Origin of the sequence: Mucilaginibacter sp. 22184, assembly GCF_052045695.1 — a bacterium.
Lineage (GTDB): Bacteria > Bacteroidota > Bacteroidia > Sphingobacteriales > Sphingobacteriaceae > Mucilaginibacter.
In genome coordinates this window covers 470,047-496,367 of record NZ_JBQEPI010000002.1, presented here as the reverse complement: position 1 = coordinate 496,367, position 26,321 = coordinate 470,047, and the positions used below count along the sequence as shown (strand labels likewise).

Annotated in this window: 23 protein-coding genes; 15 read left to right on the top strand and 8 right to left on the bottom strand. The window is 43.4% G+C overall.

Annotated features, from left to right (window positions below):
* Positions 1–12: 12 nt before the first annotated feature.
* The 4 genes from ACTJKG_RS07100 (at position 13) to ACTJKG_RS07085 (ending at position 2,501) form a co-directional block, all read left to right on the top strand.
* The gene (locus ACTJKG_RS07100; RefSeq protein ID WP_440738766.1) at positions 13–837 is read left to right on the top strand and encodes a DUF4097 family beta strand repeat-containing protein; all 825 of its coding nucleotides are present in this window, start codon (positions 13–15) and stop codon (positions 835–837) included.
* A 64-nt stretch (positions 838–901) separates the two neighbouring features.
* Complete coding sequence (locus tag ACTJKG_RS07095) at positions 902–1,483, top strand: Crp/Fnr family transcriptional regulator (protein WP_440738765.1); 582 nt, start codon at positions 902–904, stop codon at positions 1,481–1,483.
* Between the two features lie 80 nt (positions 1,484–1,563).
* Positions 1,564–1,980 carry a VOC family protein gene (locus ACTJKG_RS07090; protein WP_440738764.1) on the top strand — a complete coding sequence of 139 codons (417 nt, stop codon included), beginning with the start codon at positions 1,564–1,566 and terminating at the stop codon, positions 1,978–1,980.
* A gap of 11 nt (positions 1,981–1,991) precedes the next feature.
* Positions 1,992–2,501: a cupin domain-containing protein gene (locus ACTJKG_RS07085; RefSeq protein ID WP_440738763.1), complete on the top strand. Its 510-nt coding sequence runs from the start codon at positions 1,992–1,994 to the stop codon at positions 2,499–2,501.
* Here the strand turns inward: ACTJKG_RS07085 and ACTJKG_RS07080 are convergent.
* The gene (locus ACTJKG_RS07080; RefSeq protein WP_440738762.1) at positions 2,498–3,502 is read right to left on the bottom strand and encodes a pirin family protein; all 1,005 of its coding nucleotides are present in this window, start codon (positions 3,500–3,502) and stop codon (positions 2,498–2,500) included. The genes ACTJKG_RS07085 and ACTJKG_RS07080 overlap by 4 nt on opposite strands.
* Before the next feature lie 312 nt (positions 3,503–3,814).
* Entirely contained in the window at positions 3,815–4,504 is a 690-nt protein-coding gene (locus tag ACTJKG_RS07075) for a class I SAM-dependent methyltransferase (RefSeq protein ID WP_172333038.1), read from the bottom strand.
* A 255-nt stretch (positions 4,505–4,759) separates the two neighbouring features.
* Between ACTJKG_RS07075 and ACTJKG_RS07070 the strand changes: the two genes are divergently transcribed.
* Complete coding sequence (locus ACTJKG_RS07070) at positions 4,760–5,467, top strand: DUF92 domain-containing protein (protein ID WP_172333039.1); 708 nt, start codon at positions 4,760–4,762, stop codon at positions 5,465–5,467.
* A gap of 68 nt (positions 5,468–5,535) precedes the next feature.
* Complete coding sequence (locus tag ACTJKG_RS07065) at positions 5,536–6,306, top strand: zinc-dependent peptidase (protein WP_172333040.1); 771 nt, start codon at positions 5,536–5,538, stop codon at positions 6,304–6,306.
* Between the two features lie 477 nt (positions 6,307–6,783).
* Here ACTJKG_RS07065 and ACTJKG_RS07060 read toward each other — a convergent pair whose 3' ends face one another.
* Positions 6,784–7,602 (bottom strand): MBL fold metallo-hydrolase, encoded by an 819-nt coding sequence (locus ACTJKG_RS07060; RefSeq protein ID WP_172333041.1) that lies wholly within the window; start codon positions 7,600–7,602, stop codon positions 6,784–6,786.
* A gap of 109 nt (positions 7,603–7,711) precedes the next feature.
* On the opposite strand from ACTJKG_RS07060, the gene ACTJKG_RS07055 reads away from it, so the two are divergent.
* Positions 7,712–8,371, top strand: coding sequence for a YceH family protein (locus ACTJKG_RS07055; protein WP_440738761.1), 660 nt, complete (start codon positions 7,712–7,714; stop codon positions 8,369–8,371).
* A 153-nt stretch (positions 8,372–8,524) separates the two neighbouring features.
* On the opposite strand, the gene ACTJKG_RS07050 is transcribed toward ACTJKG_RS07055, so the two are convergent.
* Positions 8,525–12,838 carry a two-component regulator propeller domain-containing protein gene (locus tag ACTJKG_RS07050; protein ID WP_440738760.1) on the bottom strand — a complete coding sequence of 1,438 codons (4,314 nt, stop codon included), beginning with the start codon at positions 12,836–12,838 and terminating at the stop codon, positions 8,525–8,527.
* Positions 12,839–13,062: 224 nt separating this feature from the next.
* Between ACTJKG_RS07050 and ACTJKG_RS07045 the strand changes: the two genes are divergently transcribed.
* Complete coding sequence (locus ACTJKG_RS07045) at positions 13,063–13,284, top strand: VF530 family DNA-binding protein (RefSeq protein WP_172333044.1); 222 nt, start codon at positions 13,063–13,065, stop codon at positions 13,282–13,284.
* On the opposite strand, the gene ACTJKG_RS07040 is transcribed toward ACTJKG_RS07045, so the two are convergent.
* Complete coding sequence (locus tag ACTJKG_RS07040) at positions 13,281–14,591, bottom strand: DEAD/DEAH box helicase (protein ID WP_216650432.1); 1,311 nt, start codon at positions 14,589–14,591, stop codon at positions 13,281–13,283. The genes ACTJKG_RS07045 and ACTJKG_RS07040 overlap by 4 nt on opposite strands.
* Before the next feature lie 632 nt (positions 14,592–15,223).
* Positions 15,224–15,448 carry a CDGSH iron-sulfur domain-containing protein gene (locus ACTJKG_RS07035; RefSeq protein ID WP_172333045.1) on the bottom strand — a complete coding sequence of 75 codons (225 nt, stop codon included), beginning with the start codon at positions 15,446–15,448 and terminating at the stop codon, positions 15,224–15,226.
* A gap of 312 nt (positions 15,449–15,760) precedes the next feature.
* Between ACTJKG_RS07035 and ACTJKG_RS07030 the strand changes: the two genes are divergently transcribed.
* Positions 15,761–16,792, top strand: coding sequence for an aldo/keto reductase (locus ACTJKG_RS07030; protein WP_172333046.1), 1,032 nt, complete (start codon positions 15,761–15,763; stop codon positions 16,790–16,792).
* Between the two features lie 115 nt (positions 16,793–16,907).
* Positions 16,908–17,264, top strand: a complete 357-nt coding sequence (locus ACTJKG_RS07025; RefSeq protein ID WP_172333047.1) for an MmcQ/YjbR family DNA-binding protein — start codon at positions 16,908–16,910, stop codon at positions 17,262–17,264.
* 101 nt (positions 17,265–17,365) lie between these two features.
* Here ACTJKG_RS07025 and ACTJKG_RS07020 read toward each other — a convergent pair whose 3' ends face one another.
* Positions 17,366–18,082, bottom strand: coding sequence for a hypothetical protein (locus tag ACTJKG_RS07020; RefSeq protein ID WP_172333048.1), 717 nt, complete (start codon positions 18,080–18,082; stop codon positions 17,366–17,368).
* 310 nt (positions 18,083–18,392) lie between these two features.
* Here ACTJKG_RS07020 and ACTJKG_RS07015 point away from each other — a divergent pair, with 310 nt between their 5' ends.
* From ACTJKG_RS07015 to ACTJKG_RS07000, 4 genes are all read left to right on the top strand, one after another.
* Positions 18,393–19,211 (top strand): peptidoglycan-binding domain-containing protein, encoded by an 819-nt coding sequence (locus ACTJKG_RS07015; RefSeq protein ID WP_172333049.1) that lies wholly within the window; start codon positions 18,393–18,395, stop codon positions 19,209–19,211.
* A gap of 224 nt (positions 19,212–19,435) precedes the next feature.
* Positions 19,436–20,764, top strand: coding sequence for a Gfo/Idh/MocA family protein (locus ACTJKG_RS07010; RefSeq protein ID WP_172333050.1), 1,329 nt, complete (start codon positions 19,436–19,438; stop codon positions 20,762–20,764).
* Positions 20,765–20,835: 71 nt separating this feature from the next.
* Positions 20,836–22,200 (top strand): 3-keto-disaccharide hydrolase, encoded by a 1,365-nt coding sequence (locus ACTJKG_RS07005; protein WP_172333051.1) that lies wholly within the window; start codon positions 20,836–20,838, stop codon positions 22,198–22,200.
* Between the two features lie 318 nt (positions 22,201–22,518).
* Positions 22,519–23,340 (top strand): alpha/beta fold hydrolase, encoded by an 822-nt coding sequence (locus ACTJKG_RS07000; RefSeq protein WP_172333052.1) that lies wholly within the window; start codon positions 22,519–22,521, stop codon positions 23,338–23,340.
* An 84-nt stretch (positions 23,341–23,424) separates the two neighbouring features.
* On the opposite strand, the gene ACTJKG_RS06995 is transcribed toward ACTJKG_RS07000, so the two are convergent.
* A complete protein-coding gene (locus ACTJKG_RS06995; protein WP_440738759.1) occupies positions 23,425–24,453 on the bottom strand; it encodes a GntR family transcriptional regulator in 1,029 nt (342 codons plus the stop codon).
* A 172-nt stretch (positions 24,454–24,625) separates the two neighbouring features.
* Between ACTJKG_RS06995 and ACTJKG_RS06990 the strand changes: the two genes are divergently transcribed.
* The gene (locus ACTJKG_RS06990; RefSeq protein WP_440738758.1) at positions 24,626–26,284 is read left to right on the top strand and encodes an alpha-L-rhamnosidase-related protein; all 1,659 of its coding nucleotides are present in this window, start codon (positions 24,626–24,628) and stop codon (positions 26,282–26,284) included.
* The last annotated feature ends 37 nt before the right edge of the window (positions 26,285–26,321 follow it).

Below are 26,321 nucleotides of genomic sequence, written 5' to 3'. Positions count from 1 at the left end.
AAATTGAACGACATGAAAATGATAAAAGCTATAAAAATTACAGGAGTACTCTTAACCGTTTTACTATTAAACACGCGTGGTTGGGCGCAAAGCGGTTCCACGCAATTGGTTGTTCCGTTGAGCGACCCGGGTAAACCCTATAAACTAAGCGCGGGCCTGGTACGGGGATCAATTACAGTGACTGGTTATGAAGGTAAAGACATTGTAATAGATGCCCAGGGAGAGGACAGGCGTGGTCATGTTAAAGAAGAAGGTAACGGCATGAAACGCCTGATAGGCACCAATAACCTGGATATCACAGCCGAAGAAAAAAATAATGAAGTGAATGTAGGTGGAAGTGCCGGCAAGTTGGTTAATTTAACTATTAAAGTGCCCCGCAATGGCGCTAAACTAAAGTTATCTACCGTGAATGACGGTAATATAAATCTCTCCAATGTAAGCGGTGAACTGGAGGTCATTAATGTGAATGGTTATATTAAACTAACGCGTGTTTCTGGTTCTGTAGTGGCCAATACCATTAATGGTGATGTGACGGTTGCGTTCAGATCTATTGATCCTAAAGCAGCCATGGCTTTCACTACATTGAATGGCAATGTAGATGTAACATTCCCGATCACACTAAAGGCGAATGTTAAGCTCAAATCAGATCGCGGGGATATTTATACCGACTTTGATGTAGTGAATACCGTGCAGAAACCGGCGGTTACAAAAACCAATAAAAACGGTATGTACAGCCTCAAAATTGACGATTGGGTTTATGGTAAAATTGATGGTGGCGGTCCGGAAATGCTGATGAAAAATATGAACGGTAATATCTACATACGCAAAGCCAAATAAGGAGGCTGGTTGCCATAATAAAAATATAAAGTTTATCTTGGTGTTTAACTTTAGAAGTTGAACATTGGAAGATATACTGGAAAAATTTTGGCAAAGGATAAACAACTATACCAGGCTATCAGATGAAAGCCGGATAGCCTGGGAGAAGGGTTTAAAAAGAAAGGTATACAGCAAAAATGAACTTTTTTTAGCGGAGGGACAGATCCCCCGGGCTGTTGCCTTTGTTGGCGAAGGGCTGTTTGCACAAAGCTACACTTCTGAAGATGGCGATACTATCATCAAGCGATTTTTCCCCGAAGGATATTTTGTGGCCTCAACCAGCGCCTTGTTATTAAAGGGGCCAAGCATGTTTACCATTAAGGCGCTGGAACCAAGCGTGGTGCTGGAGTATAACTTTAACGAGTTTAAAGAACTAACAGAAAAATACAGCGACATAGCGGCTATGTATATCCGGTACATGGAATTGCATTGGATCATTGAAAAAGAGCCATTGGAAATAGCTTTCCGGTCTGATACGGCCAAAACCAGGTATATTCAATTTTTAAAAGATTACCCCACATTGGAGCCCAGGTTAAAGCAGCATGAAGTAGCAGCATACCTGGGTATAACTCCCACACAGTTAAGCCGTATCCGGGCCGAATTATAAATTTTTATGATGTCTCAACATTTGTAAATGTTTTTACTCAGGTGGTTATGGAAATTTGTTTTAAACAAAAGCAAATTATCATGACACAGATCAATGCCTATCTAAAATTTAATGGAAACTGTCGCGAAGCGATGGCTTTCTATAAAAATTGTTTTGACGGGGAACTAACCCTGCAAACCGTTGGCAACTCGCCAATGGCCGAGTTTATGCCCCCCGAAGCATCAGAATCCATTATGCATGCCAGCCTAATTAGCGGCGGTATCATCTTGTTGGCCTCTGAATTGACTGAACCCGAAGGTATCACCCAGGGCAATACTGTTTATTTATGTATTAACAGCGAAAACAAAGAAGAGGTTAAAACCTTTTTTGAAAGGCTTTCTGCCGAAGCTCGGTTTATTTCGCCATTACAAGATACTCCCTGGGGGGCCTTTGGCGTAATCACCGATCGCTTTGGTTTCGGTTGGTATTTGAATTATGCAGTTAAAACTCAGGCTTAATACTCCATACTATGCATGCTGAAATAACCAATCATTACACCGACGTATTAAAGAACGAAGCCGTGGTTTTTAACCCTGGCGAGGGGGAGGTGTTAGCTATTGAAAATAGCAGGATCACGCTTAAAGTAACCAGCGAATTATCGAATAACCAAATGGGGGTATATGAAATTGTGCTGGGCCCCAGTACCGTCGGTGCACAGCTGCATTATCATCGGTTTATGGACGAAACCTTTATTGTAAACAAAGGCACCCTAACCATTCAGCTATCAGACAAGATGATAGATGCCGTTGAGGGTTCGGTAGTTTACATTCCCCGATTTACGCCTCATGGTTTTCGCAATACAACCGATCTGGATGTTACAGCGACATTGATATTTAACCCGGGCCAAAGCCGGGAAGGTTTCTTTTTGGGTTTAAAAGAAATACTCACCGAACAACCTATCGACCCACATAAATTTTTAAAGCTTTATGACAAGTATGATAGTATCCCGGTAAATACCGAAAATATATTACCTGGTTAAAAACTTAAAGTCCCGAACAGGCCATTCTTATAGTCGGCAATGGCCTGTTCGTTTTCTTCGGGTGTGTTCATGACAAAGTTGTCTTTAGCGGCAACAGGTTCTTCAATTGGTTCTGCCGACAGGTATAATACCTGCGCATCGGTAGCAGCTGTTACGGCGATATCCTCATTTTCTTTACTGAATACGATAAGGTTATGAGCAGACACCGCTGTATCGTTTATCTCCACATCTCCATGGATAAGATATAGCAAGGTCCAGTAACCTGGCGTCGCGGTAAAATGGGCTGTTTTGCCCGCAGCTATTTCGCCAACTATGGAGATCACTGGTGTGAAATTTTTAATAGGTCCGGTTTTACCTTCATAGTCGCCGCTTAGCAGGCGGAAACTCAGGTCATCGTCCTCTAATACTTTTGGTTGCTGTTCTTTAGTAGCGGCCTGGTAAAAAGGTTCGTCCCATTTATTGGCTTTGGGGGCATTTATCCAGAGTTGTATAAGCTCCTGTGTGCCGCCGGTCTTTAAAAGCTCCGGGGTAGGGCCCTCACTGTGTAAAATGCCTTTACCGGCGAACATTTGCTGTACATCGCCTGCTTTGATCATTTTATCATTGCCTGCATTATCCCGGTGGTAACCTTCGCCCTGCAGCATAATGGTGTATGGGCTAAAACCGCGATGCGGGTGGGGATGTATCCTTGAAGCCTGTCCTGGTTTAATAACAAGCGGCCTCATATGGTGCAAAACAATAAAAGGGTTGGCAAAGCGGAATTGCTGATGAGGCAGGGGCTGTAACACAACATCTTCCTCGGTTATTTTTTTCTCGCGGGCTTCCAGTATATGGTCGATGGTTTTTTTCATGGCGTAAGACAAAAACTTTTTAAAGATAGAAAAACGGAATAAGCCTAAGGTTTCCCGACTGTCAAAATCTTCGTTCCGGTTCCGGATCAATTTATCATTCCATCTTTTAGTCGCTTCGAAACCAAACTTATGAAATTCAAACAGTCCCAAACTTTTTAAACCTTTATTTTAACACTTTTCTGATCAAAATTGGGCCAAAATGGTACCAAAAAGGCCTAAAAACGTTACTGAGCTACCCATTTTAACACTTTTTAACAAATTTTTGACGGGTTTTGAAAAGTTTAAAAAGTTTTAATGTATTGATTTTTAGTTTTTTATGTGAAAATAACTGCTTTTTAAAGCCTTTTTTGCCATTAATTAAACAGCCCTGCTTATGTTTTTCAAACAAGCAGGGCTGACGGTTGGATATTCCTAAATATACCGAAAACTTTCAAAAGCCGCAATAGGGCACGGTGCTAATATTTATTTTAAAGTAAGTCTTACCAGATATTGTTTAAACTCGTCTTCGAGCAGTACTTCCATGTTATAGCCCATTTCCTGGGCGATGGTAGTGAGGGTTTGTTCGTCGATGTACAGCCAGGGGAACCAGTCGGTTTTTTGCTGGTTGTATTGATACTGGTATTGAATTTCGCCATAGTATGGTCCGTTTTCGGGAAGCTTACCCTCGTACAAATAGGCAATGTCAGAAGAATCGAACAAAAGCTGCCCGCCTGGTTTAAGCAATTGCTTTACATGCTGTAAAAAGGTTTTCAGCTTTAGCAGGGTACCCGTGAGGCCAATACCGTTCATCAGCAACAGCAAGGTATCGTATTGCTGCTCCTGATATTCAAAAATATCGGCGGTAAGTACTTTGTTAACTCCGCGCGCTTTCATGATGTCTGATGCCAGTTTGGATATATCCAGGGCGGTAACTTCGAAACCGCGATCCTGCAATATCAATACGTGCGCGCCCGCACCTGCACCGATATCCAGTACGTCGCCCCGGCACTCGTTTAAGGCCAGCCATTCCAGATCGGGCATATCGTCTTCCTCACGGAAATAGGCCTCTACCGGCATCTCCTCGCGCGGGCCATACTGGTTATTGATCCAGAGCTGATGCTCCTGTTGCTGATGATAATGATCATGTATGGCCTGTCCTAATATATCTTTCATTCGGCGCAAAAATAGTAAGAAAGAGTCAAGAGACAAGAGAGACAAGAATCAAGAGACAAGAATCAAGAGACAAGAATCATAAAAAACGCGGAGAAATTGATATTAACCTGAACACTAATAAAAAACTGGTGTGTCTTGGCTCGTGCATCCTGGTTCTTGTCTCTTCTGATTCCTGACTTTTAATTTCTTGGTTCTTGTCTCCTGATTCTCGACTTTTGCCTCTTGATTCCTGACTCTTAATTTCTTGATTCTATCATGGCTCATTACGGTTTACTGGTACTTATCCTTATCGCGGGCGTTGTTTACAGCATATCGGCCCGTAAGCTAACACCGGTAGCAGCCATCACGGGCGCGGGTGTGGCCTGCCTGGTTTTTGCCGGGGCGGGATATACGGGTGTAGCCATGATGACCATCTTTTTTATTTTAGGTTCGGCGGCTACTTCCTGGCAGAAACACAAAAAGCAAAGTTTTGGCGATATTAAAGAACATCAGGGCGGCCGAAGCGCAGCGCAGGTATTGGCCAACGCGGGTGTGGGGGCCATTACCGGGATCCTGGTTTTATCGTTCCCTGCTTATAACTCCTTATGGGTGTTGATGATGGCCGCAAGCTTTGCATCGGCAACGGCCGATACACTGTCATCCGAACTGGGCACGGTTTATGGCCGTCGTTTTTTCAATATTATTACCCTGAAACCCGATCAGCGTGGATTGGATGGCGTGATTAGTTTAGAAGGTACTTTAATGGGTATTGGCGGCAGTTTGGTGATAGCCGTAGTTTATGCCGTTGGCTTTGGGTGGAACAACAGCCTGATCTGGCTTATTGTTGCCGGAACTATAGGTAATTTAACCGATTCGGTACTGGGCGCCTTATTGGAACGCCGGGGATACATAGGCAATAACGCGGTGAATTTTTTAAATACGCTGGTAGCGGCCCTTATAATGGTATTGTTTTACCTGATTTAATGCTGATATTTGACCATTGATGTGAATGATTACATTGATTCCGTTGATTCCGTTGATTTTTTACCCTTATGATACCAACCATTATATTCCTGCTTGTTGTTGTTGCCATTATCGGATACTACTTTTCGACTAAAAAGAGTAAGCTGAAAAAGACACCCGCCAATACGGTTTATAAGGCCATCCTGGAAAGATATATACCGTTTTATCAGGCCCTGAACAATACTGATAAACTTTTATTTGAGCAAAAGGTAATTGGCTTTCAGGAAGGTATTACCATAGAAGGGGTAGGCACAGCTATTGAAGATATTGACCGCGTAATGATCGCGTCGAGCGCGGTGATCCCCATTTTCAGGCTGGATAACTGGCGGTACAGTAATCTCACCAATGTAATACTCTATCCTGATACTTTTGATACTGAGTTTCAGTTTGAGGGCGAAGGCCGGAATATCATGGGCATGGTGGGTTCGGGCTACATGAACGGACAAATGATCTTGTCGCGGGCGGCCCTTACCAAGGGTTTTTCGCGTTCGGCTGGTAAAGAGAATACCGCTATACATGAGTTTGTACACCTGCTGGATAAATCTGACGGTGCTACTGATGGCATCCCCGAAAACCTGCTGGCGCATGATTATGTGCTGCCCTGGTTAAAAATGATCCACCACGAGATCCATAAAATAGAGGAAGGCCGGTCAGACATCAACCCCTATGCTGCCACCAGCGAAGCCGAGTTTTTTGCCGTAGCCGCTGAATATTTTTTTCAGAAACCCGAAGAACTCAAACACAAACATCCGGAGCTGTATGAAATGCTGTTTATGATGTTTATGCGGGTGAGGCGATAGGGTTCTTTAGTATCAAGTAGTTAGTATCAAGTATCAAGACTTTGTCTGAACCGTGATTGAAGGGATTAAAAGATTACCACGATTTTGCATATATCTGTAACCTAAAAAGTTTGTCATCCTGAGGAACGAAGGATCTATTCGTAAATAGGCATATAGCATAATAGATGCTTCACTGCATTCAGCATGACAAAAGGTAGTTCTCAGCTTTTAAATCGTGATACTTGATACACCGCTGCCGCGAGCTTGCGGCTAGAGGTACACATGTTTTCAGCTTTCAGCTGAAGCAAGCTGGAAGCTTGCCACATGCCACCCACGAGATACGCTGCGCTAATCTCGCGGGAGCGAGGTAACCTGAAAAGTTTGTCATCCTGAGGAACGAAGGATCTATTCGTAAATAGGCATATAGCATAATAGATGCTTCACTCCGTTCAGCATGACAAAAGGGTATTTCCAATGTCTTGATACTAACTACTTAAACTAATTATTAAATCCAAGATCAAGCTGTCCGGCAAATGATGTTATTTTGTCCATCTCGCCAATATGATAAACCGGGGTTTCTTCAAACCGGGAGGCTACAACCACATGGATGCCTTCGGCACAGGCCATAAACAAATCTTCAACCAGTTTGGGGTTGTTGTTATTGTGCGATAAGTGGGAGAGCAGTAAGTGGGTCATGTGTGCGGGCCGGTGCGTAGTAAATAAGGCCAGTGCCTGTTTATTTGACAGGTGACCCTTGCCGCCGCGGATGCGCCGTTTAAGATGGTAGGGATAGCCGCCGTTATCCAGCATATCGTCATCGTAATTGGCTTCCAGGAAAGCGGCATGGCACTGGCTAAAGTAGCGGATGAGCCTGTCGCACACTACGCCAATATCGGTAAATATACCTACGTTGATATCGCGGCAGCTCACAAAAAAGCTATGCGGTTCGGTGGCATCATGTTCTTTGGGAAACGAGGTAACCTGCAATTCACCGATATTCACGGTTTCAAACTCCCGCAGGTGATGTACCTGTTGTGCATCTACACTGTTGCCTAAATGCAAAAGGGTACCAGGGGTAATGTATACCGGCAAATTGAACTTTTTGGCCAGCACGGGTATGCCGCGGATATGATCTGAGTGCTCATGCGATACAAATATGGCTTTTACCTTTTGCATGGATAAGCCCAGGCGGGCCATGCGTTTTTCAGTTTCGCGGCATGATATGCCGGCATCAACCAATATAGCCTCCCGCTCGTTCCCTACGTAATAGCAATTGCCGTTACTGCCCGAATTTAGTGATGTGATGAATAATGACATGTAAATACAAAGTAACGGATTTAAGCCAAATTTTATGTTTGCTTAACGCAACGTGTTTAAAAATAATCGTTAAAATTTTGCGGCTATAAAAAGCTGCTTATATTTAGCCATGGATTCACCCCAAACTTTACCGGTACTTAATGCTACAGAGCTGCGCGTGTTGGGCTCGCTGATGGAAAAAAGCAAAACCACGCCCGATTATTATCCCATGACGCTGAATGGCTTAACCGCGGCCTGTAACCAGAAAACATCGCGTAAGCCCGTTGTGAATTACGATGAAGGCACGGTTACCGAAACATTAAATACGCTTAAAAGACGCGGACTGATCTCGACCGTTACCGGCGGCTCTATCCGTAACATCAAATACAAACATAATTTTGCTATTGTTTTCCCGGTGATACCTGCCGAGGTGGCTTTGCTTTGCCTGCTGATATTACGAGGGCCACAAACGCCTGGTGAATTGAATACCAACTCGGGCAGGCTATATGAATTTGAAACGATAGAAGAAGTGCAGGAAATGCTGGAGAAACTGGCCGACCCGACTTTACCTTACGTAGTGCAATTGCCCAAACGCCCCGGGCAAAAAGAAGCCCGTTATGCTCATTTATTAGGCGGTACACCTGAAATAAGCGATGATGATGACATCGAAGAAGTAGGCAGCCGCTCAACCAGCGGTCTGGAAGCCCGAGTAAGCCAGCTGGAAAATGAATTGGCCGAAGTGAAGGAGAAGTTAGTGAAATTAATGCAGGAACTAGGAGTGGGGGAATAAAATTATCGCCCTCACGTCATTGCGAGCGCAGCGTGGCAATCCCCTATAGGCAGAGCCTCTCTGTAAGTAGGGGATTGCCACGTCGTTCCTCCTCGCAATGACGCGTGGGGAGATTTCTTTTTTAGTTACTGTAACCGCAACTACATCCCTATCTTATCTATACCTCTCTTTATCCTTACTCTTTTTTTTCACAGCTTCATAGGCCTTTTTTAATATTGCTACCAAATCTTCGGTTTTCATGGGTTTGGCTATGTAATCGTCCATGCCTTCTGCTAAACAAAGCTCGCGGTCTTCGGGGCCGGCGTTGGCGGTCATAGCTATGATATAAGGTTGTTTAAAGGCGTATTTGCGGATGTGCCGTGTAGCTTCAAATCCATCCATTTCGGGCATTTGCACATCCATAAATATAACATCAACTGGGTTTAACTTTAACTTGTTTAAAGCCTCAAGCCCGTTTGGCGCCATGATGAATTTGTAGCCCAGCTTGGTGAGCATCTTATCAACCAGTTTTTGATTGATCAGATTGTCTTCAGCCACCAAAATGCGCATCGGAAACTCAGTTGCGAAGTCTTCATCAAATAATTTAGGAGATCTGGGCTCTGTGGCAGCTGTGGCTGGCTGATTTTGAAACTCTGCCTGTATACTTTTCCCCAACTGGTTTTGTTTAACAGGTTTGGTGAGTATAGCGGAAAATAAGCCCGGGTATTTTTTCTTTGAACCATCGCCAATGGAACTCAGCATAATCACGGGCAGGTTTTTATAATTTCTTTTAATGGCCCGCGCCAGGTCGACACCGTCCATATCCGGCATTTGCATATCGGTTATCACCAGGTTAAATTTTTCGCCTTCTGATAAAAGGTCAAGCGCTTCCACGGGCGATGCGGCAGATAGGGTAAGTATTCCCCATTGTTCTAACTGGGTTTTCAGGATAAACCGATTGGTCTGATTATCATCAACCACCAAAATCCTTTTGCCTTCCATTTCGGCCGGATTTAAGATTACCGGGATATGTTTGGATTGCTTTTTACTGATAGGCACCCTGATGGTAAATACAAAAACAGACCCTTCGTTGTGAACACTTTCTACCCATATTTCGCCGCCCATGAGTTTTACCAGGCGCTGGCTGATCACCAGGCCCAAACCAGTGCCGCCATATTTACGGGTAGTTGATGAATCAACCTGCGAGAAGGCATTGAACAAACCCGGGAGCTTTTCGTCGGGAATGCCTATCCCGGTGTCCATCACACTAAAACCTATTTCGATATCGCCATTTTTAAAGGTTTTGGATAGGAATACTTTGATAAATACCTCACCTTTTTGTGTGAATTTTAAAGCGTTGCCGGTTAGGTTGGTAATTACTTGTTTAAGCCTGAGGCTGTCGCCAACAATTTGTGTGGGCAGGGCAGGGTCTATCTGGTAAACCAATTCCAGGTTTTGTTGCGAGGCCTGTTGCGAAAAAAGATCCATTACCTCCTCAATACAGTGACGCAGGTCAAAGTCGTCCTGTTCAATATCCATTTTACCCGATTCTATTTTTGAAAAATCAAGGATGTCATTGATCACATTCACCAGGTTGTCGCCGCTGGCTATAATGGTGTTGGTATATTCCCGTTGTTCGGGGTTTAATTCTGTTTCGCTCAAAAGTGAAGCCATCCCGATCACACCATTCATGGGCGTCCGTATCTCGTGGCTCATGGTTGCCAGGAATATGCTTTTGGCTTTGTTGGCCTTATCGGCTTCTTTACGGGCCTGCCGCTCCTGCTGGCGCTGCAGCTCTAATTCTTCAGATTGTACCTGTAGTTCTTCGTTCAGCGCCTGCAGCTCTTCTGATTGCGACTGTAATTCGGCATTGAGCCCCTGCAGATCGACTGATTGTTTTTTTAATTCCTCAGACTGCTGCAAAACCTCGTCAGTACGTTCGGTTACCTGTTGCTCCAATAAAGCTTTTTGTTTAACAATAGTATTTACTTTTAAGCGGTATAAACTATATATAACAGCAAAAACAAAAAATGTTACCAGGATAATAAACCACCAGGTTAGCCAAAATGGTGGCAGAACGGTTAACTCCAAATTCAGCTCCCTGGTTGACCATACACCATCGCCGTTATTGCTTTTTACTTTAAAAAGGTAATGGCCGGCGGGTAAATTAGTGTAGGTTGCCGAGGTTTTACGCCCTACATAATTCCAACTCTTATCAAAACCCACTAATTGATAGGCATAAACGGTACGGTTTAAGAAGGCATAATCCAGCGATACAAATTCAAATGAAATTACGGATTGGTCGTAATGTAAAGTGATGGCATTGGTGACTGTGATATCTTGCTTGAGCGGCGAGGGGTCTTGAGCATTTTTAGCTACCGGTATGGAGTTATTAAAGATCTGGAAGTCGGTTAAAACCAAAGGCGGATTGTAGTGATAGGAGGCGATCTTTTCGGGGTTAAATACATTAAAGCCGTTAACACCGCCAAAGTACAGCAGGCCATCCCTGGTTTTTAAAGCCGATTTCGCTTTAAATTCATCAGCCTGTAAGCCATCGTCAACGGTGAAGTTTTTGAATTTTTTGGTTATGGGGTTGTATTTGGATATGCCCTTATTGGTGCTTATCCAAAGATTGCCACGATTGTCCTCCTTAATAGCATAAGTGTAATTATTGGGCAGGCCATCTTTTGTTTTAAAAACGGTGAAGCGGCCGGTTTTGGGATCAAAACGATTTAGTCCGTCGAAAGTGCATACCCATATATTACCGTTAAGGTCTTCCAACAGATCGACCGCTTTGTTGTTGCTGATGCTGTTTGCTGATTCATCATGCTTGTAAGAGGTAAAAGTACCCGTTTGCTGATCAAAACGGTTAAGACCTCCTTCGCCGGTGCCTATCCACAGATTGCCTTTGGAGTCGACCAACAATGAATTGATAATGTTATCACTAATGCTTTTAGGATCATTGGGGTTATGTTTATAGTGGATGAACTTATTGGTTTTAGGATTATACAGGTCGAGCCCCTGACCAAATGTACCTATCCATATTTTATGATCGGGTGTGGCAGTAATGGCGTATATGTTATTGCCGGCTAAACTGCTGCTATCATCAGGGTTATGGGTGTATGATTTAAATCGGTGGGTTTGCATGTTCATGACACTAACGCCGTTGCCCCAGGTGGCTATCCACAGGTTGTTGTTATCATCGTCCTGCATGTCCAGAATATAATTCCCGGATATGCCACTTTTGTCGTTTTCGCGGTGTTTGTAGGTTGTGAAAATCCCATTATCAGGGTTAAATAAATTTAATCCCCCGCCGTCGGTGCCAATCCATATACCGCCTTTTTTATCCTGGTAAAAGCTTAATACATAGTTGTTTGATAAGCTTTCGGGCAGAGAGCTGTGTTTGTAGTATGAAAAGTTCTCGGTGGTTTTTCTGTATAGGTTAATGCCCGAAGAAAAAGTGCCAACCCACATATTACCGATATTATCCTTTAATATGGCATCAACAGAGTTACTGGCTATAGTGGTGTTGTCGATATCATCATGATAGTGGTTTGTAAATTTATTTTCGGCGTAATTGTATATACTTATCCCGCCATTATTAATGCCCACCCAGATGTTTTGATCGCTATCTTCGGCAATGGCTTGTATGTAATTGCCCGAAAGCGAGTTGCTGTTACCCGGACTGTTTTTAAAGTTTTTAAAACTGCCTGTATGGTCGTCATACAAATTTAAACCGCCGTTATCCCAGGTACCTATCCATAAACGTTGGTGGCTGTCTTCAAAAATAGCGGTGATGTAATTGGATGATACCGATCCGGCAACCTTATCATTGTGTTTAAAACAGGTAAAGTTTTTGGTTTGGATATTAAAGCGGCTTAACCCACCGGATGTTGTCCCGATCCATAAATTGTTCCGGCTATCGAGATAAATGGTTCTGGTGTTATTATCACTCAGGGTATTAGGATCAGCATCACTGTGTTTGTAGTGGGTGAACTTATTTTTGCCGATCTCGAATTTATCAAAGCCCGCATCCTGGTAGCTGATCCATAAATTGCCTTTTTTATCAAAAACAAGCCCTGTTAAGTTATTGCTTGCTACGGTATTTGCAGTTTTTCTACTATGCAGATAATGATAAAACCGGTTTTTTTTACGATCATATTTATTAAGGCCCCCACCCATAGTGGCTATCCAAAGGTCTCTGTTCTTATCTTCGGCAATATGAGTTACATAGTTATTACTAAGACTTGTGCTATCCGCGATATTGTTCTGAAAAACTTTAAATTTATTACCGTCAAAACGGTTTAAACCATCAAGGGTGCCCACCCATATAAAACCATAGCTACCCTGGAAAATAGTATTAACGTTGAGTTCTGATAAATTAGAGCGACTACCTATGCGCTGAAAATGCAAAGGCGGCTTTTGCGCGAACACATATAATGAGATAGCCTGGAAAAGTAAAATAAAATAAAGCTTACAACCCCTCATTATATCAAATGAATTATGACTTATTGGTAGTGAATAATTACATGAAATGTTTATCTAATTTACTAAAATACGCTTAAATAAACAGTATTTACATATGACTATTTAAACGCAAGAAAATGATAACTGGTTGTATTGTAGAGTAAAGGTGCAGTTAGTTGTTTAGCCAAAGTATATAATAAATAGGCCATGTATGTATAATGGCTCAATAACCATATTTTTGCCTTATGCAACAACAAAGCAAGGATCCGCTGCACGGTAAAACATTACAGGTAATATTGGAAGAGCTTTTGGCCCGGTTTGGGTGGGAAGAGTTAGACAAGCGTATCCGTATTAATTGCTTTCATGATAGCCCCAGCATATCGTCAAGCCTTAAATTTTTGCGTAAAACCCCCTGGGCACGTAAAAAGGTCGAGGATTTGTATATAGCCAGCTGCGTAAAGGCTTAGTGCTTACGTTTGTTGTTCATCTTTGCTTTCTGGCCCGAACTGTAGTTGTAAGTTTTTGCATTAGCGGCCTTTTTTTCATGAAAAGCGGCGCCAACAACAGGGGCATCGGCGTTTGATTTGGCCGGTTTTTTATCCGCTTCCTCTTTTTTTGCTTTTATCTCCTTTTCGATAACCAGTTCCTCGGGCAGCTCTGCTGTGGGGGTCTTTTTGCCGATGGCTTGCTCTATCTTTTTAACCTGGCTTAGTTCCAGATCGGTAGCAAAGGTAATAGCCAGGGTTTCCTGTTCACTGTCGGGTTCGTGATTGATGATGCGCTCCGTGAAAGTTTCTTTTTCCTGGGGCAGATCAAAATGAATGAGGAATGGGATACCGCTTAAATCGATAGTCTCATTATTTTCATTGGTTACGATCAAAACCCTTGAATTTTCGGCCGTCTTAAAATCTTCGATGTTTTTAAAACCATTGGTATCAAAAAACTGCGGGTTCAAAAAAGCTACCGCATCACGTAAACGGGAGTGAAGGCTTTTATATAGTTTATCTGCAGTGACTTTTGTGTTTACAAACACAACTGTCTTGGTGAACAATTCCTCGTCGTACAGGAATAAATTAAGCAAATTGAGCTTGGTGCCAAAGTTAGGCACGTTATAAAGCAATTGGGGATGTGTTTGAAGCGGCTGTTCTTCCAGTTCGTCCACCTCAATGATGGCCGGCTGATTCATGAAAGGTTCCAGCATTTTTTCCAGGCGGCTATGCATTACCTCGGTAAATACCAGGTGTTGACCACGCCCTATACTATTAGCCAGCTCCACAACCGGCAGCTGCAAACCTTTTTTAACTATCAGATCGGCATCGTCAATTACCAAAAGATCAACCTTGTTCAGGTTAAGCGCCAGTTTTAGGTAAATGGCTCTTGCCCTGTCGGGGGTAGCTACCACAATGTCGGCTCCATCGGCTAAAGCATCCATCTGGGCTTCAATACCGGGGGCAACGTATAAGCCCACAATCGAAATGGATTTATTTTTGTTGAGCAATTCAAATTGTTCAATCACGGCCATTACCTGTTCTTTTTCTGGTACCAGGATCAACACACGCGGAACACCTTCCGGGGCGTAATTGAACCGGTTTAAAACACCCAGAACATAAGTAGTGGTTTTGCCGCTTCCCTCTGGACCTATGGCAATAATATCCTGACCGCCAACTATACGGGTAAGCGTTTTTAATTGCAATTCTTTAGGGTTTGTAAAACCTGCTTCATTTACCGATCTAACCAGCTGCTTATTCAGCTTTAATTTTTCAAACCACACCATCAAAAATTGTATTAAATATTTAAGAGGGCAAAATTACCAATTTAACCGCTCATATTTTTTATAAAGATGAATTCAGGTGGTGTTTAGAAATAAATGCTACTGAAAAGGATGGTTGTGAGCATCAAACGCGGTATCGACTCACCTGGTCTACGCTTCGCTGGACCACACTCTCTTCGCCTGCGGCGGAAAGATGGGAGCATAGATTTTTGTAATAAGGAACAAAGATATTTGCAGTCGCTCGGCTCCGGCCCACAGGTGTTGGGAAGACGGAAAAAGAGTGGAAGACAGTGCGATTCCCCTCTTGAGAGGGGTGGAGGGGTGTGTCCTTCCGCTTCATGAGCACACCCCTGCCACTGCACAAGTCTACACACCCCCTCTCAAGAGGGGAGCTTGATCGATAACATTATCTCTTCCCAACACCTGTGGGCCGGAGCCGAGCGACTGCTGGGATTCTTTATTTCTTTATCCTTGCTCTTTGATCAAAAATCATTGATCCATTCATCCCCTCTATGCGCGAAGCGGAGAGAGGGGTGACGAGCGTAGCGATGTCGGGGTGAGTCGTATAAAATAAAAGTCCCCGTTGTATACAAACGGAGACTTTTACGGGTATACAGATCAATGTAACCTGTGTTTTAAACTTTTTTAGGCGGCAGATCAAATGCTATTGCGTTATGTTCAAAATGACCTTTGTGGGCACCATCGCAAAATGGTTTATTGGCCGACAGGCCGCAGCGGCAGATAGATAGTACGGTGCGGCCTTGTAAACCGTATACATTTCCTTGCGCGTCAACAATTTCAAAATCGCCGTCAACTTTTACAGAGCCGTTATTATTAATGGTAAGTCTGGTTTTCTCCATGTGTTAATTTTTTGCGCAAAGTTAACCAATAGCGGTACCTGTAAATGGCCTATTTGCTATTTAGAGTTGTTCCGGATTACGGTAAAAATAGCTACAAATGACAAATGAATGATGTACGAAACTTAATGTTGAAACACATAAGTTTTAGCTTTGTTATATATGGGGAAGAGAGTCAAGAATAAAAGAGTCAGGAATCAAGAGCAAAAGTGAAGGCGGCCAGTATCATCGCTGAATTTTTATTTTATTTTGATTCCTGACTCTTTTATTCTTGATTCTTAACCTTTTCCCTCATATGCATCAAAAACACACACTATGGAATACAGACAATTAGGAGCATCGGGATTAAAAGTACCCGTATTAAGTTTTGGAACGGCCACTTTTGGCGGCGGCAACGAGTTTTTTAAAGCCTGGGGAAATACACAGGTTGATGAGGCTAAAAAGCTGATCAACTTATGTTTGGATGCGGGTGTTAACTTTTTTGATACGGCCAATGTTTATTCGCGTGGCTTATCAGAAGAAATATTGGGCCAGGCGCTGGAAGGTTTGCGTAACCGCGTACTTATCTCGTCAAAAGCTACTTTTACTATGGGCGATGGAGCCAACGATTATGGCTCATCTCGTTTCCATCTGATTCAGCAATGCGAAGCCAGCCTGCGCCGCCTGAATACCGATTATATTGATGTTTATCATATGCATGGTTTTGATGGTACCACACCTGTTGAAGAAACCCTGCGTGCCCTTGACGACCTGGTAACCAGCGGTAAGATCCGTTATATCGCGGCCTCTAATTTTTCGGGCTGGCACCTGATGAAATCGCTTTCGGTATCTGAGCGTTATGGTTGGAGCAGGTATGTTGGCCATCAGGCTTATTATTCATTGCTTGATCGTGAGTTTGAGTGGGAACTGATGCCGCTGGGTATCGACCAAAAAGTGGGTACCATAGTTTGGAGTCCGCTGGCATCTGGCCAGTTAAGCGGTAAATATCGCAGGGGGCAGCCTATTCCGCAAGATAACAGGAGGGCGCAAGGCGGCAGCCATGGTCCGGAAACAAACCTGGAACGTTTATACAATATTGTTGAAGCGTTGGACGAGGTGGCCGAAGAAACCGGTAAATCGGTAGCGCAGGTATCGCTTAACTGGTTGTTACAAAGACCAACCGTAGCCAATCTGGTTATAGGAGCCCGCAATGAAGAGCAGTTGAAACAAAACCTGGCAGCTGTTGGCTGGAACCTGACTATCGAGCAGGTTAAAAAACTGGATGCTGCCAGTGATGTGGATCCTATTTATCCGTACTGGCATCAGCGCCAGAATACCACTTTAAATCCGCTGCCGATACAGTATTAATGGAGAATCAAGGGGTAAGAGTCAAGAATCAAGAAAAACGTCAGGATAAAATGTTTTCTTTTAACAGGAAACCCTTATCTTGATTCTTGACTCTTACCTCTTGACTCTATCAACTATGGCTACAGACATGTTTACTTTTATGCAGTTTATGCGTGCTACCCTGCTGTCGCTGCCGGGGGTAACCGAAAAAATGCACTTTGAACATCCCGCATTTTATGTAAATAATAAAATAATGGCCAATGTAAAGCTAAAAGACGATTTGGTAGCCGTGCATACCCTGGAACGTGAAAAGTGGATGGCTATTGATCCTGATACCTTTTTTATTACCGATCATTATCGCAACTACAAATATATGGCGGTACGGCTGGAAACTGTAAAGCCAGATGATCTGAAAAAGCTGCTGATCACTGCATGGCGAAACCGGGCTACTCAAAAACTGATCAGGGAATATGAGGCGCGGTTGCTGCAGTGATTTGCCGAATTGCATCTTCGGAAGTAAAACAAAAGCCCGCCACCTGGGCGGGCTTTTTGCTAAATGCGTATACCAGTTACGCTTCAGCCAATAGCTTTTATTTATAATTTTTTAATAACTACAGTATTACCAGTACTGGAAATGATCACCCAGCCGACAGGTGTACCCTGGCCGCTGATTATGGTTAATTGTGTGCCCGAAGGATAACCCTGTATCATGGTGATTTCCTTTACACTTCCCAATGCATCGGTGTTGGTAACAATCCACCCGGCAGGGGTTACCTGACCACCTATGATGTTGATTTTTGTTCCCGTAGGATAGCCTTGTATCATGGTGATCTCCTTTATGCTTCCCAGCGCATTGGTGTTGGTAACAATCCACCCGGCAGGTGTGCCCTGACCGCCTATGATGTTGATTTTTGTTCCTGTAGGGTAGCCTTGTATCATGGTAATTACTTTAACATCGCCCAGGGCTGTTGTGTTGGTAACAATCCACCCGGTAGGGGTAACCTGTCCGCCTAAAATGGTAAGCTGATAACCTGTTGGCAGTCCGTCAAATTTGGTGATGGTTACATTACTTCCTGATTTGCCCGTAATTATCCACCCTTGCGGAATTGGCTGTCCGCTTTGGATAGTTTGGGTTTCGGGGATGGTGTTTAAGATTATATCCCTTGGTTTCGGAGATTCGGTTCCATCGTTTTGTACTACAGATTTATCCTTTTCAGGCGGGGTGATTTGCGAACCTTTTTTACAACTACTAATTACAACAGTAATTAAGCAAACAGCCGCAAGCAGCGATGATAAGTATTTTTTTGACATGGTTTAGGTGTTTATTTGATGTTTAAATACTGTTATCAATATCTGCCTAATATTTTACGGCAGCAATAGGTGAAAACACGGTATTTGAAAACAAGGGGGATTAAGTATGCCATTAGATATTCTTATCAGCATTGATGTTCAGGCAACTTTATGCGTAAAATTACGTACGTAAAAGGGTATAATTACCTGCGAAAAATGATAAATTATGATTTACCTTTATATAGTAAATGATCGCGGCTAATAGCTGCTCAACGGGCTTAAAAATAGCAGCGGTCAAACCTAAATCTTATCACTTTAAACCTTACCTGTCATGGTTAAAAAACAATACCTGAAAGAACTTACCATATCCGCCACTCAGCAACGGGGCGGAAGCACCAACACCTCAAAGGATGTAACCAAAGTACAAAGCTGGCTTAATTTGTACGCCATGGTTAAACCGGCTGCGGGTACCGCTACAGGTATCGATGGCGACTTTGGTCCGGCTACCGAAGCCGCGGTAAAAGCCTTTCAAAAGGCAAAAAGCCTGCCGCAAACCGGCATTGTTGATGGCGCCCTGTTTACCGAGTTATCCAGGCCGCTCTCCAATGCGTTTACCACCCCGGTAAAAGGCAACGATTTACGCACGCTTGTTGTTAATACCGCGCTTCAGCATCTAAGCAATGCTCCCTTTGAACTTACTGTTAAAGGGCAGAGTAACTGTGGCCCGTGGGTACGCAGCTATATGGATGGCTCAGAAGGTACCTCCTGGTTTTGGTGCATGGGCTTTGTGCAAGCTATTGTTGACCAGGCTGCCAGCCAATTAGGAAAAGATTTTCGTTCGCTGATGCCTTTATCCTATAGTTGCGATACCATTGGTACAACAGGTGTCAATAAAGGCATCCTCACCCGTTACGCGGCGGTGCGCAATAATCCGTCGGTTGTACAGCCAGGCGATATTTTCCTATTGCAGAAAACCAGTTTTGATTGGGTTCATACCGGGTTTATCACTGCTGTTCATGGCGATTTGTTCGAAACTGTTGAGGGTAATACCAATACTGATGGCAGTAGCAACGGTAATGGTGTGTATAAGCGGGTGCGTAATTTTCAGACATCCAAACTTGATGTATTTTCGATACAAGGCTTAGTTTAAAAAAATATATTTAACCGTGAATTTAAAGGGGCTCCATAACCAGGCCCCTTTATTTTTGTATTTTCTTTAAATGATTGTTTTACAGGCAGATTTAAGTCACAGTTAAGTTACAGTTCATTTTTAAAAAAAGTTGTTCATTTTCTTTAAAGCTTTCTAAAACTTAGGTAATTTGCCATCTTTGCTTATACAAGTAGTAGGTAATAAACCAATTAACCGTTTTAGATATGATTACCCGTAGAAAGTTCATCCAGACAAGTTCATTAGCAGGCACCTGCTTCCTGCTTACACCAGAGCTATCAAAAGCCGGGGTTTTTGATGGATCGCCAAATGATAAGGTGGTTTTAGGGATGATGGGAACCAACAGCCGGGGTTTATACCTGGCTCAAAGCTTTGCGCGTATACCCAATGTTGAAATAGGATATATATGTGATGTTGACTCCAAAGTGGTTGATAAAACCATCAACGAAATATTTAAAATTACCGGTAAAAAGCCGCAGGGTATCACCGATATCCGTAAAATGCTCGAGATCAAGGAAATTGACGCGGTAGTTATTGCCGCTCCCGATCACTGGCACGCCCCGGCCACCATTATGGCCTGCCAGGCGGGTAAACACGTATATGTAGAAAAGCCTTGCAGCCATAACCCGCATGAGGGCGAGATGGCAGTTGCTGCTGCCAAAAAATATAACCGTTTGGTGCAAATGGGTAGTCAGCGCAGGTCATTTAATAATGTGCAGGCGATGGTAAAGGAATTACATAATGGCGTTATCGGCAGGGCTTATTATGCCAAAGGCTGGTACACCAATCACCGGGCAACCATGGGCCGCGGTAAAGAAACCGCTGTTCCCGAAAACCTGAACTATGATCTTTGGCAGGGCCCCGCGCCACGGGTAGCCTATAAGGACAACCTGATCCATTATAACTGGCACTGGCTTTGGAACTGGGGAACCGGCGAAGCCCTCAACAACGGTACCCATGAGCTGGATGTGATCCGCTGGGGCCTGGGCGTCGATTTTCCGAACAAGGTAGTATCAACCGGCGGTCGTTTTCATTTTAATGATGACTGGCAAACACCTGATACACAGAATATCCTGTTTAATTTCCCCAACAATACCGCTGCCGAGTGGGAAAGCCGCAGCTGCAATGGCTTTGGCATCGAAAAATTAAGCCGCGGTGTTATTTTCTATGGCGATAAAGGAACCGTGTTTTATGGCGGCGGCAATGGCTACCAGGTTTATGATGAAAATAATAAACTGGTAAAGGATGTGAAGGACGATACTAAAGTTGATGCTACCAATAAAGTAAGTCCTACCGAAGCGCTTGATGGCCTCCATATGCAAAACTTTATAGACGCAATACGTGGCAAGGCAGCCTTAAACTGCCCGATCGAGATCGGATTTAAGTCGACATTGCTGCCACAACTGGGTAATATATCCTATCGTGTTGACAGGGTATTGCATGTTGATCCGGCCAACGGGCATATCCTGAATGATCCGGAGGCTACCAAATTATGGAGCAGGGAGTATGAAAAAGGCTGGGAGGTAAACGTATAAACGTTTTTCACTTTCCGGCAGGTTTGCGTAAACTTGAAAAATCCTAAATAAAAACCATTATAAAACTACACATGAAGAAAATCATCTACCCGGCCATAGCCTTATTTGCTGTGGCGGCCTTAATGCCTGTTAAAAGTAACGCTCAAACCTTATTTGATGGTAAAACCCTTAAAGGCTGGAAACGCCTGGCCGGTACAGCCGATTATAAGGTAGAAGACGGACAAATAGTAGGTACTACCGTTTTAAATTCGGGCAACTCATTTTTAGTTACCGAAAAGGAGTATGGTGATTTTATATTGGAACTGGATGCCAAAATAGAAAGCAAGCTGAGTAATTCTGGTGTGCAAACTCGTAGCCATTATGATCCTGCCGGTCATGAAGGTAAGGGAAAGGTTTATGGCCGTCAGTTTGAAATTGATCCGTCTGATCGTAAATGGACAGGTGGTATTTATGACGAAGGCCGCCGCGACTGGCTTTACCCGCTTGATCTGAACGCCAAAGCAAAAGATGCTTTCAAGGTAGGTGAGTTCAACCACATCAAAATTGAATGTATCGGCAACGAAATGAAAACCTGGATTAATGGCGTCCCTACTGCCGATGTAGTGGATACTATTGACCGTAAAGGATTTATTGGTTTGCAGGTTCACGCGGTGAGTAAAGAGGAGCAGGCTGGTAAAAAAGTATATTTTAAAAACCTTAAACTGCAAACTACCAACTTAAAATCAACACCTTTTCCAAAAGATGTTTATGTGGTAAACCTGCAGCCCAACAGCATTACCCCGGCCGAAAAAGCTGCCGGCTGGAAACTGCTGTATGATGGCAAAACCAATACCGGCTGGCGTGGTGCTACCCTGAAAACTTTCCCAACTTTTGGCTGGGAGTACAAAGATGGAACCATGCATGTGCTGCCATCAGCCGGAAAAGAAGAATCTGGTGGCGGTGATATCGTGACCAACGATCAGTATAGCGCCTTTGACCTTTCATTTGAATTTAAGCTAACGCCCGGTGCCAACAGCGGGGTTAAATATTTTGTAACCCTGAGCGAAGTGACCAAGGGCTCAGCCATAGGATTGGAATACCAGGTATTGGACGACAAGCTGCACCCGGATGCCAAACTGGGCCGTGATGGCGATCGTACGCTGGCCTCTTTATACGATCTGATTAAAGCCAACAAGCAGGAACGTTTTGTGCACCCGATTGGCAGCTGGAACATCGGTCGTATAGTGGTTTATCCAAATAACCACGTTGAACATTACCTGAATGGTGTTAAAGTGCTGGAATACGAGCGCGGCTCAAAAGAATTCCGCGACTTGGTAGCTATCAGCAAATACACCATCTGGAAAAACTTCGGCGAAGCAAAAGAAGGTCACCTGTTATTGCAGGATCATGGCAATGAAGCGTTTTTTAGGAATATCAAGATCAAAGTATTGAAGTAATCACTTCAACCTATATAATTTGTCATCCTAAACAAAAGGGGAGAATCTGCTAAGTAGATTCTTCCCTTTTGTTCAGGATGATTTTTTTTAAAGCTTTCCTTCTAAGAAAACTCTCATTCAACATATCTGGAAATTATTTTCCCTTCGATTAGAAGCACTTAACTAATGTGTATAAATTTTGATTAGATTTTAATTGATCCATTCATCAATCAGCGCTTTTATTTGCTATTTTTAATTGTTAGACCTGTCTAACATCACGCTATTTAAAAGAGCATGTTTCCTGCATTTTATTAATCACCATAATCATAATTAACAGAAATGAGTAAGATCACAGTAAAAGACGGAACCGAGATTTATTACAAGGATTGGGGAACAGGGCAACCACTTTTTTTTCATCATGGCTGGCCTTTATCCGGAGATGATTGGGATGCACAAATGATGTTTTTCCTGAAAAAGGGATACCGGGTGATTGCCCATGATCGCCGCGGGCACGGAAGATCAAGCCAGGTTTCAGAAGGGCACAATATGGATACCTATGCCGCTGATGTGGCTGCGGTAACCGAAGCGCTTGACCTGAGAGATGCCGTACATATTGGTCACTCAACCGGCGGTGGCGAAGCCATTCATTATGCTGCTAATTTGGGTAAAGGTCGCGTAGCTAAAGTGGTGCTCATAAGCGCGGTTACGCCGATCATGGTGCAATCTGACACCAATCCGGATGGCGTGCCCATGGCTATATTTGATGAAATACGTGAGGGCACGGCATTTAACCGGGCCCAATATTTTGAAGATTTTACCATCCCGTTTTACGGTTATAACCGTGAAGGCGCAAAAATATCCCAGGGGATCAGGGATAATTGGTGGCGCCAGGGAATGATGGGCGGGGTAAAAGCGCATCATGATGGTATTAAGGCTTTTTCCGAAACAGATTTTACAGAAGACCTTAAAAGTGTAGATATTCCGGTGCTTGTTTTGCATGGTGAGGATGATCAGATCGTTCCATTCCCTATATCAGGTGCAAAAGCAATAAAACTTTTAAAAAACGGAAAGTTGATTTCATATCCAGGCTTCCCTCATGGAATGCCGGCTACCGAAGCTGCCACTATAAACAAAGATCTTTTAGCGTTTATCCAATCGTAAATAAAAAAGTCATTCTTGTTAAATATAAAAAAGCTGTCAATCGTAAATGATTGACAGCTTTTTTTAATTCTTTCACATCACAATTCACAACGAGCTTCTCACCATTACATGAAACGGTACCGCGAAGTGTTCGTGGCAGTTACTCAGGGCAAATTCTGCGGCTTTGCTGCCCATCAGCTTAAAGTCAGTTGATATGGTGGTGATACCATCCAGGATGATCTCCTTAAGGGCGGTTTCATTATAAGATATAACGCCCACGTCCTGAACTACTTTCAAATCAGACGCGATGATCTTTTTGATCAGTTCAACCAGGTCGTCCTCGGTCAGGCTGATATAGACCGTTTGCGGCTGGATGGTTTCTGCCGATAAGGAATCGACCACAGCATATTCAAAAGCATATTGGCGGCAAAAATTTAAAAAGCCCTTCATAATCTCTTTGGAGTGATAGGTTTTGCCCGGGAATATCAGCTTGATGGTATGGTAATTAGTTAGCTTATCCATGAGCTTTTTCAGGGCTTCGTACACGTCAGTAGCAAAGTTTTCATATATCGCTGCAAACTTTCCGCTTACGCCGGGTACCAGGTTATCCAGCAGAATCAGTTTATCCTTGGGGATGGTATTGATAATCTCGTGTGCTTTGGCTTCATTATCCAGGAAATGCGGGATAATAATATACTTGGCATAATCATTTTGGGCGCTTTCGGTAATGATCTTCTTGAAAAAATGGAAGTCGTTATTGTAGATGTAGAAATCGACGGTAGCTTTTTCGCCAATGGTATCCACAAAAGCATCGTAAATGATCTTTTTATGCGCGCTCAGTTTGTTGAACAGGAGGAATATCTTAATCGGTTTCTGAAAATCGGTATTCGAAATAAAAAATCCCTTGCCAGGTACCGAACTTACAATGCCCTTATCTTTCAATTCCTTGTAAACCCGCTCAATAGTATTGCGTGAAGTATCCAGCGCGAAACTCAGATCATTAATAGAGGGAAGCATATCATCCTTAACAATATCTCCGCTTTCGATACCCCGGATAATGGCGTTGGATAGCTGCAGATATTTGGGCGTAATAGAGTACTCGTCTATCGATAATATTTTCAGATAATTCTTCACAGTTTATTATTGGATCAGCACAAATGTACTATTACACAGCCGCATTTTATTCATGAAAAAGATGGTAGGGGATAGTTTGAAAAATGTATATATTTATGTTGTTATAACCAATTAACAACCTCCGGTACAACCAATTACCGGAACCCTGAAAACTTAATTAAACTATTCCCCTATGGTATTAAATTTACTTAACCCAAAGTTTCTTCTTTTATCGTTTTTTTTAATTGTGGTGTTTGCCGGTGACGTAAAGGCCCAGGATCCATACCAGACATATCGGCAGGATTGGCTCAAAAAAGCGGAAGACAACAAGCCTAAACTTATCGAGACAGAAAAGCAACCTATTGGCCTGGTACGTATGGAGAAAGACCCAGCAGCTTTCCAGGGTTGGAAAGCTGTGCCTGCGGATAGTGTAGGCAAGTTGTATAACACTTCGTTCAAAACGCAAAACGGCGTTGTGGTTGATTTTGGCGAACATGTAACCGGGTACCTGACCTTCTTCATAAAATCGCTCAAAGGAACGCCCGATGGCCCTGTGAGGCTAAAATTTACCTTTGGTGAAGTACCCGCAGAACTATCTGTACCTTTTGATCCTTACAAAGGAACCCTGAGCCGGGCCTGGCTGCAAGACGAAACCGTTACTGTTACCGAAATGCCCGCAGAGGTTACCATACCACGCCGCCTTTCAGGGCGATATGTAAAGGTTGAATTGTTGGGTGCTTCGCCCAATTTTGATTTTCATATCAGCAATATGGTGTTTAAGGCAAACTCGTCAGTGGCCTTTAAACCACCACTTCTGGCCGCCACTACACCACAAATCATTGCCGATATTGACCGTGTGGGATTGGCAACCTTAAAAGAATGCATGCAAACTGTGTATGAAGATGGCCCCAAACGCGATAGGCGACTTTGGATAGGCGATCTGTATTTGGAATCATTAGCCGGTCAGTTTTCGTACCAAAATAACCAACTCACCAAGCGTTGTCTTTATCTGCTGGCTGGTTTATCTGCCGAAGATGGCATTCTGCTCGCCAATGTATTTGAAAACCCCGAACCCCATGCCCAGGCAGGGAGCCGCTTACTGGATTACTGCCTGTTGTACAATGTGGCGCTAAAAGAATATGTTACAGCCACGGATGATAGGCAAACCGGACTTGACCTATGGCCTGTTGCCAAAAAGCAGCTGGACATCATCCGTAAATACGCCGGTGCTGATGGTATGATGAATTATCAAAAGGCCGGTAAGGAGTGGTGGGTGTTTTTTGACTGGCAGGACGGCCTGGACAAACAAGACTGTTTGCAGGGACTATCTATTTATACCCTGAACCAAACCTACGCGCTGGCGAAGTTATTGGGCAAGGAAAACGAAGTGGATGACATACAATCTTTAGCCAAAAAGTTAAAGGCCGCTGCCTATAAAAACCTATATGATCCAAAATCGGGCTTGTTTGTGAGCGGTACAAATAAACAGATCTCCTATGGTTCACAAGCCTGGATGATATTGAGCGGGGTGGCTTCCAAACAGGAAGCACAAGCGGCTTTAAAAGCGCTAACCACTGTTAAGGATGCGGTACATCCCGGGACACCTTATATGTTTCATTACTATATAGCCGCTCTTATTGAAAGTGGTTTAAAGTCTGAGGCAAAGGATGAGCTGCAAAATTATTGGGGCGGGATGGTTAAAAAAGGAGCTGACACTTTTTGGGAAGTGTATGATCCGAAGGATGAACTGAAATCGCCGTATAATTTTTACCCGGTAAACAGTTATTGTCATGCCTGGAGCTGCACCCCGGTTTACTTTATCCGAAAGTATCCGGAGATATTTCAGCGCTAGACTGCTGATTTTTCTTTTTGTCATTCTGAGCGCAGCG

Bases quoted from the DNA above. Each gene is read 5' to 3' on its own strand.
- ACTJKG_RS07000 (WP_172333052.1), top strand. From the start codon at position 22,519: ATGAGTAAGATCACAGTAAAAGACGGAACCGAGATTTATTACAAGGAT.
- ACTJKG_RS07015 (WP_172333049.1), top strand. From the start codon at position 18,393: ATGGTTAAAAAACAATACCTGAAAGAACTTACCATATCCGCCACTCAG.
- ACTJKG_RS07065 (WP_172333040.1), top strand. From the start codon at position 5,536: ATGATACCAACCATTATATTCCTGCTTGTTGTTGTTGCCATTATCGGA.
- ACTJKG_RS07025 (WP_172333047.1), top strand. From the start codon at position 16,908: ATGGCTACAGACATGTTTACTTTTATGCAGTTTATGCGTGCTACCCTG.
- ACTJKG_RS07030 (WP_172333046.1), top strand. From the start codon at position 15,761: ATGGAATACAGACAATTAGGAGCATCGGGATTAAAAGTACCCGTATTA.
- ACTJKG_RS06990 (WP_440738758.1), top strand. From the start codon at position 24,626: ATGGTATTAAATTTACTTAACCCAAAGTTTCTTCTTTTATCGTTTTTT.
- ACTJKG_RS07100 (WP_440738766.1), top strand. From the start codon at position 13: ATGAAAATGATAAAAGCTATAAAAATTACAGGAGTACTCTTAACCGTT.
- ACTJKG_RS07085 (WP_440738763.1), top strand. From the start codon at position 1,992: ATGCATGCTGAAATAACCAATCATTACACCGACGTATTAAAGAACGAA.
- ACTJKG_RS07045 (WP_172333044.1), top strand. From the start codon at position 13,063: ATGCAACAACAAAGCAAGGATCCGCTGCACGGTAAAACATTACAGGTA.
- ACTJKG_RS07055 (WP_440738761.1), top strand. From the start codon at position 7,712: ATGGATTCACCCCAAACTTTACCGGTACTTAATGCTACAGAGCTGCGC.
- ACTJKG_RS07020 (WP_172333048.1), bottom strand. From the start codon at position 18,082: ATGTCAAAAAAATACTTATCATCGCTGCTTGCGGCTGTTTGCTTAATT.
- ACTJKG_RS07050 (WP_440738760.1), bottom strand. From the start codon at position 12,838: ATGAGGGGTTGTAAGCTTTATTTTATTTTACTTTTCCAGGCTATCTCA.
- ACTJKG_RS07040 (WP_216650432.1), bottom strand. From the start codon at position 14,591: ATGGTGTGGTTTGAAAAATTAAAGCTGAATAAGCAGCTGGTTAGATCG.
- ACTJKG_RS07075 (WP_172333038.1), bottom strand. From the start codon at position 4,504: ATGAAAGATATATTAGGACAGGCCATACATGATCATTATCATCAGCAA.
- ACTJKG_RS07010 (WP_172333050.1), top strand. From the start codon at position 19,436: ATGATTACCCGTAGAAAGTTCATCCAGACAAGTTCATTAGCAGGCACC.
- ACTJKG_RS07060 (WP_172333041.1), bottom strand. From the start codon at position 7,602: ATGTCATTATTCATCACATCACTAAATTCGGGCAGTAACGGCAATTGC.
- ACTJKG_RS07090 (WP_440738764.1), top strand. From the start codon at position 1,564: ATGACACAGATCAATGCCTATCTAAAATTTAATGGAAACTGTCGCGAA.
- ACTJKG_RS07070 (WP_172333039.1), top strand. From the start codon at position 4,760: ATGGCTCATTACGGTTTACTGGTACTTATCCTTATCGCGGGCGTTGTT.
- ACTJKG_RS07005 (WP_172333051.1), top strand. From the start codon at position 20,836: ATGAAGAAAATCATCTACCCGGCCATAGCCTTATTTGCTGTGGCGGCC.
- ACTJKG_RS07035 (WP_172333045.1), bottom strand. From the start codon at position 15,448: ATGGAGAAAACCAGACTTACCATTAATAATAACGGCTCTGTAAAAGTT.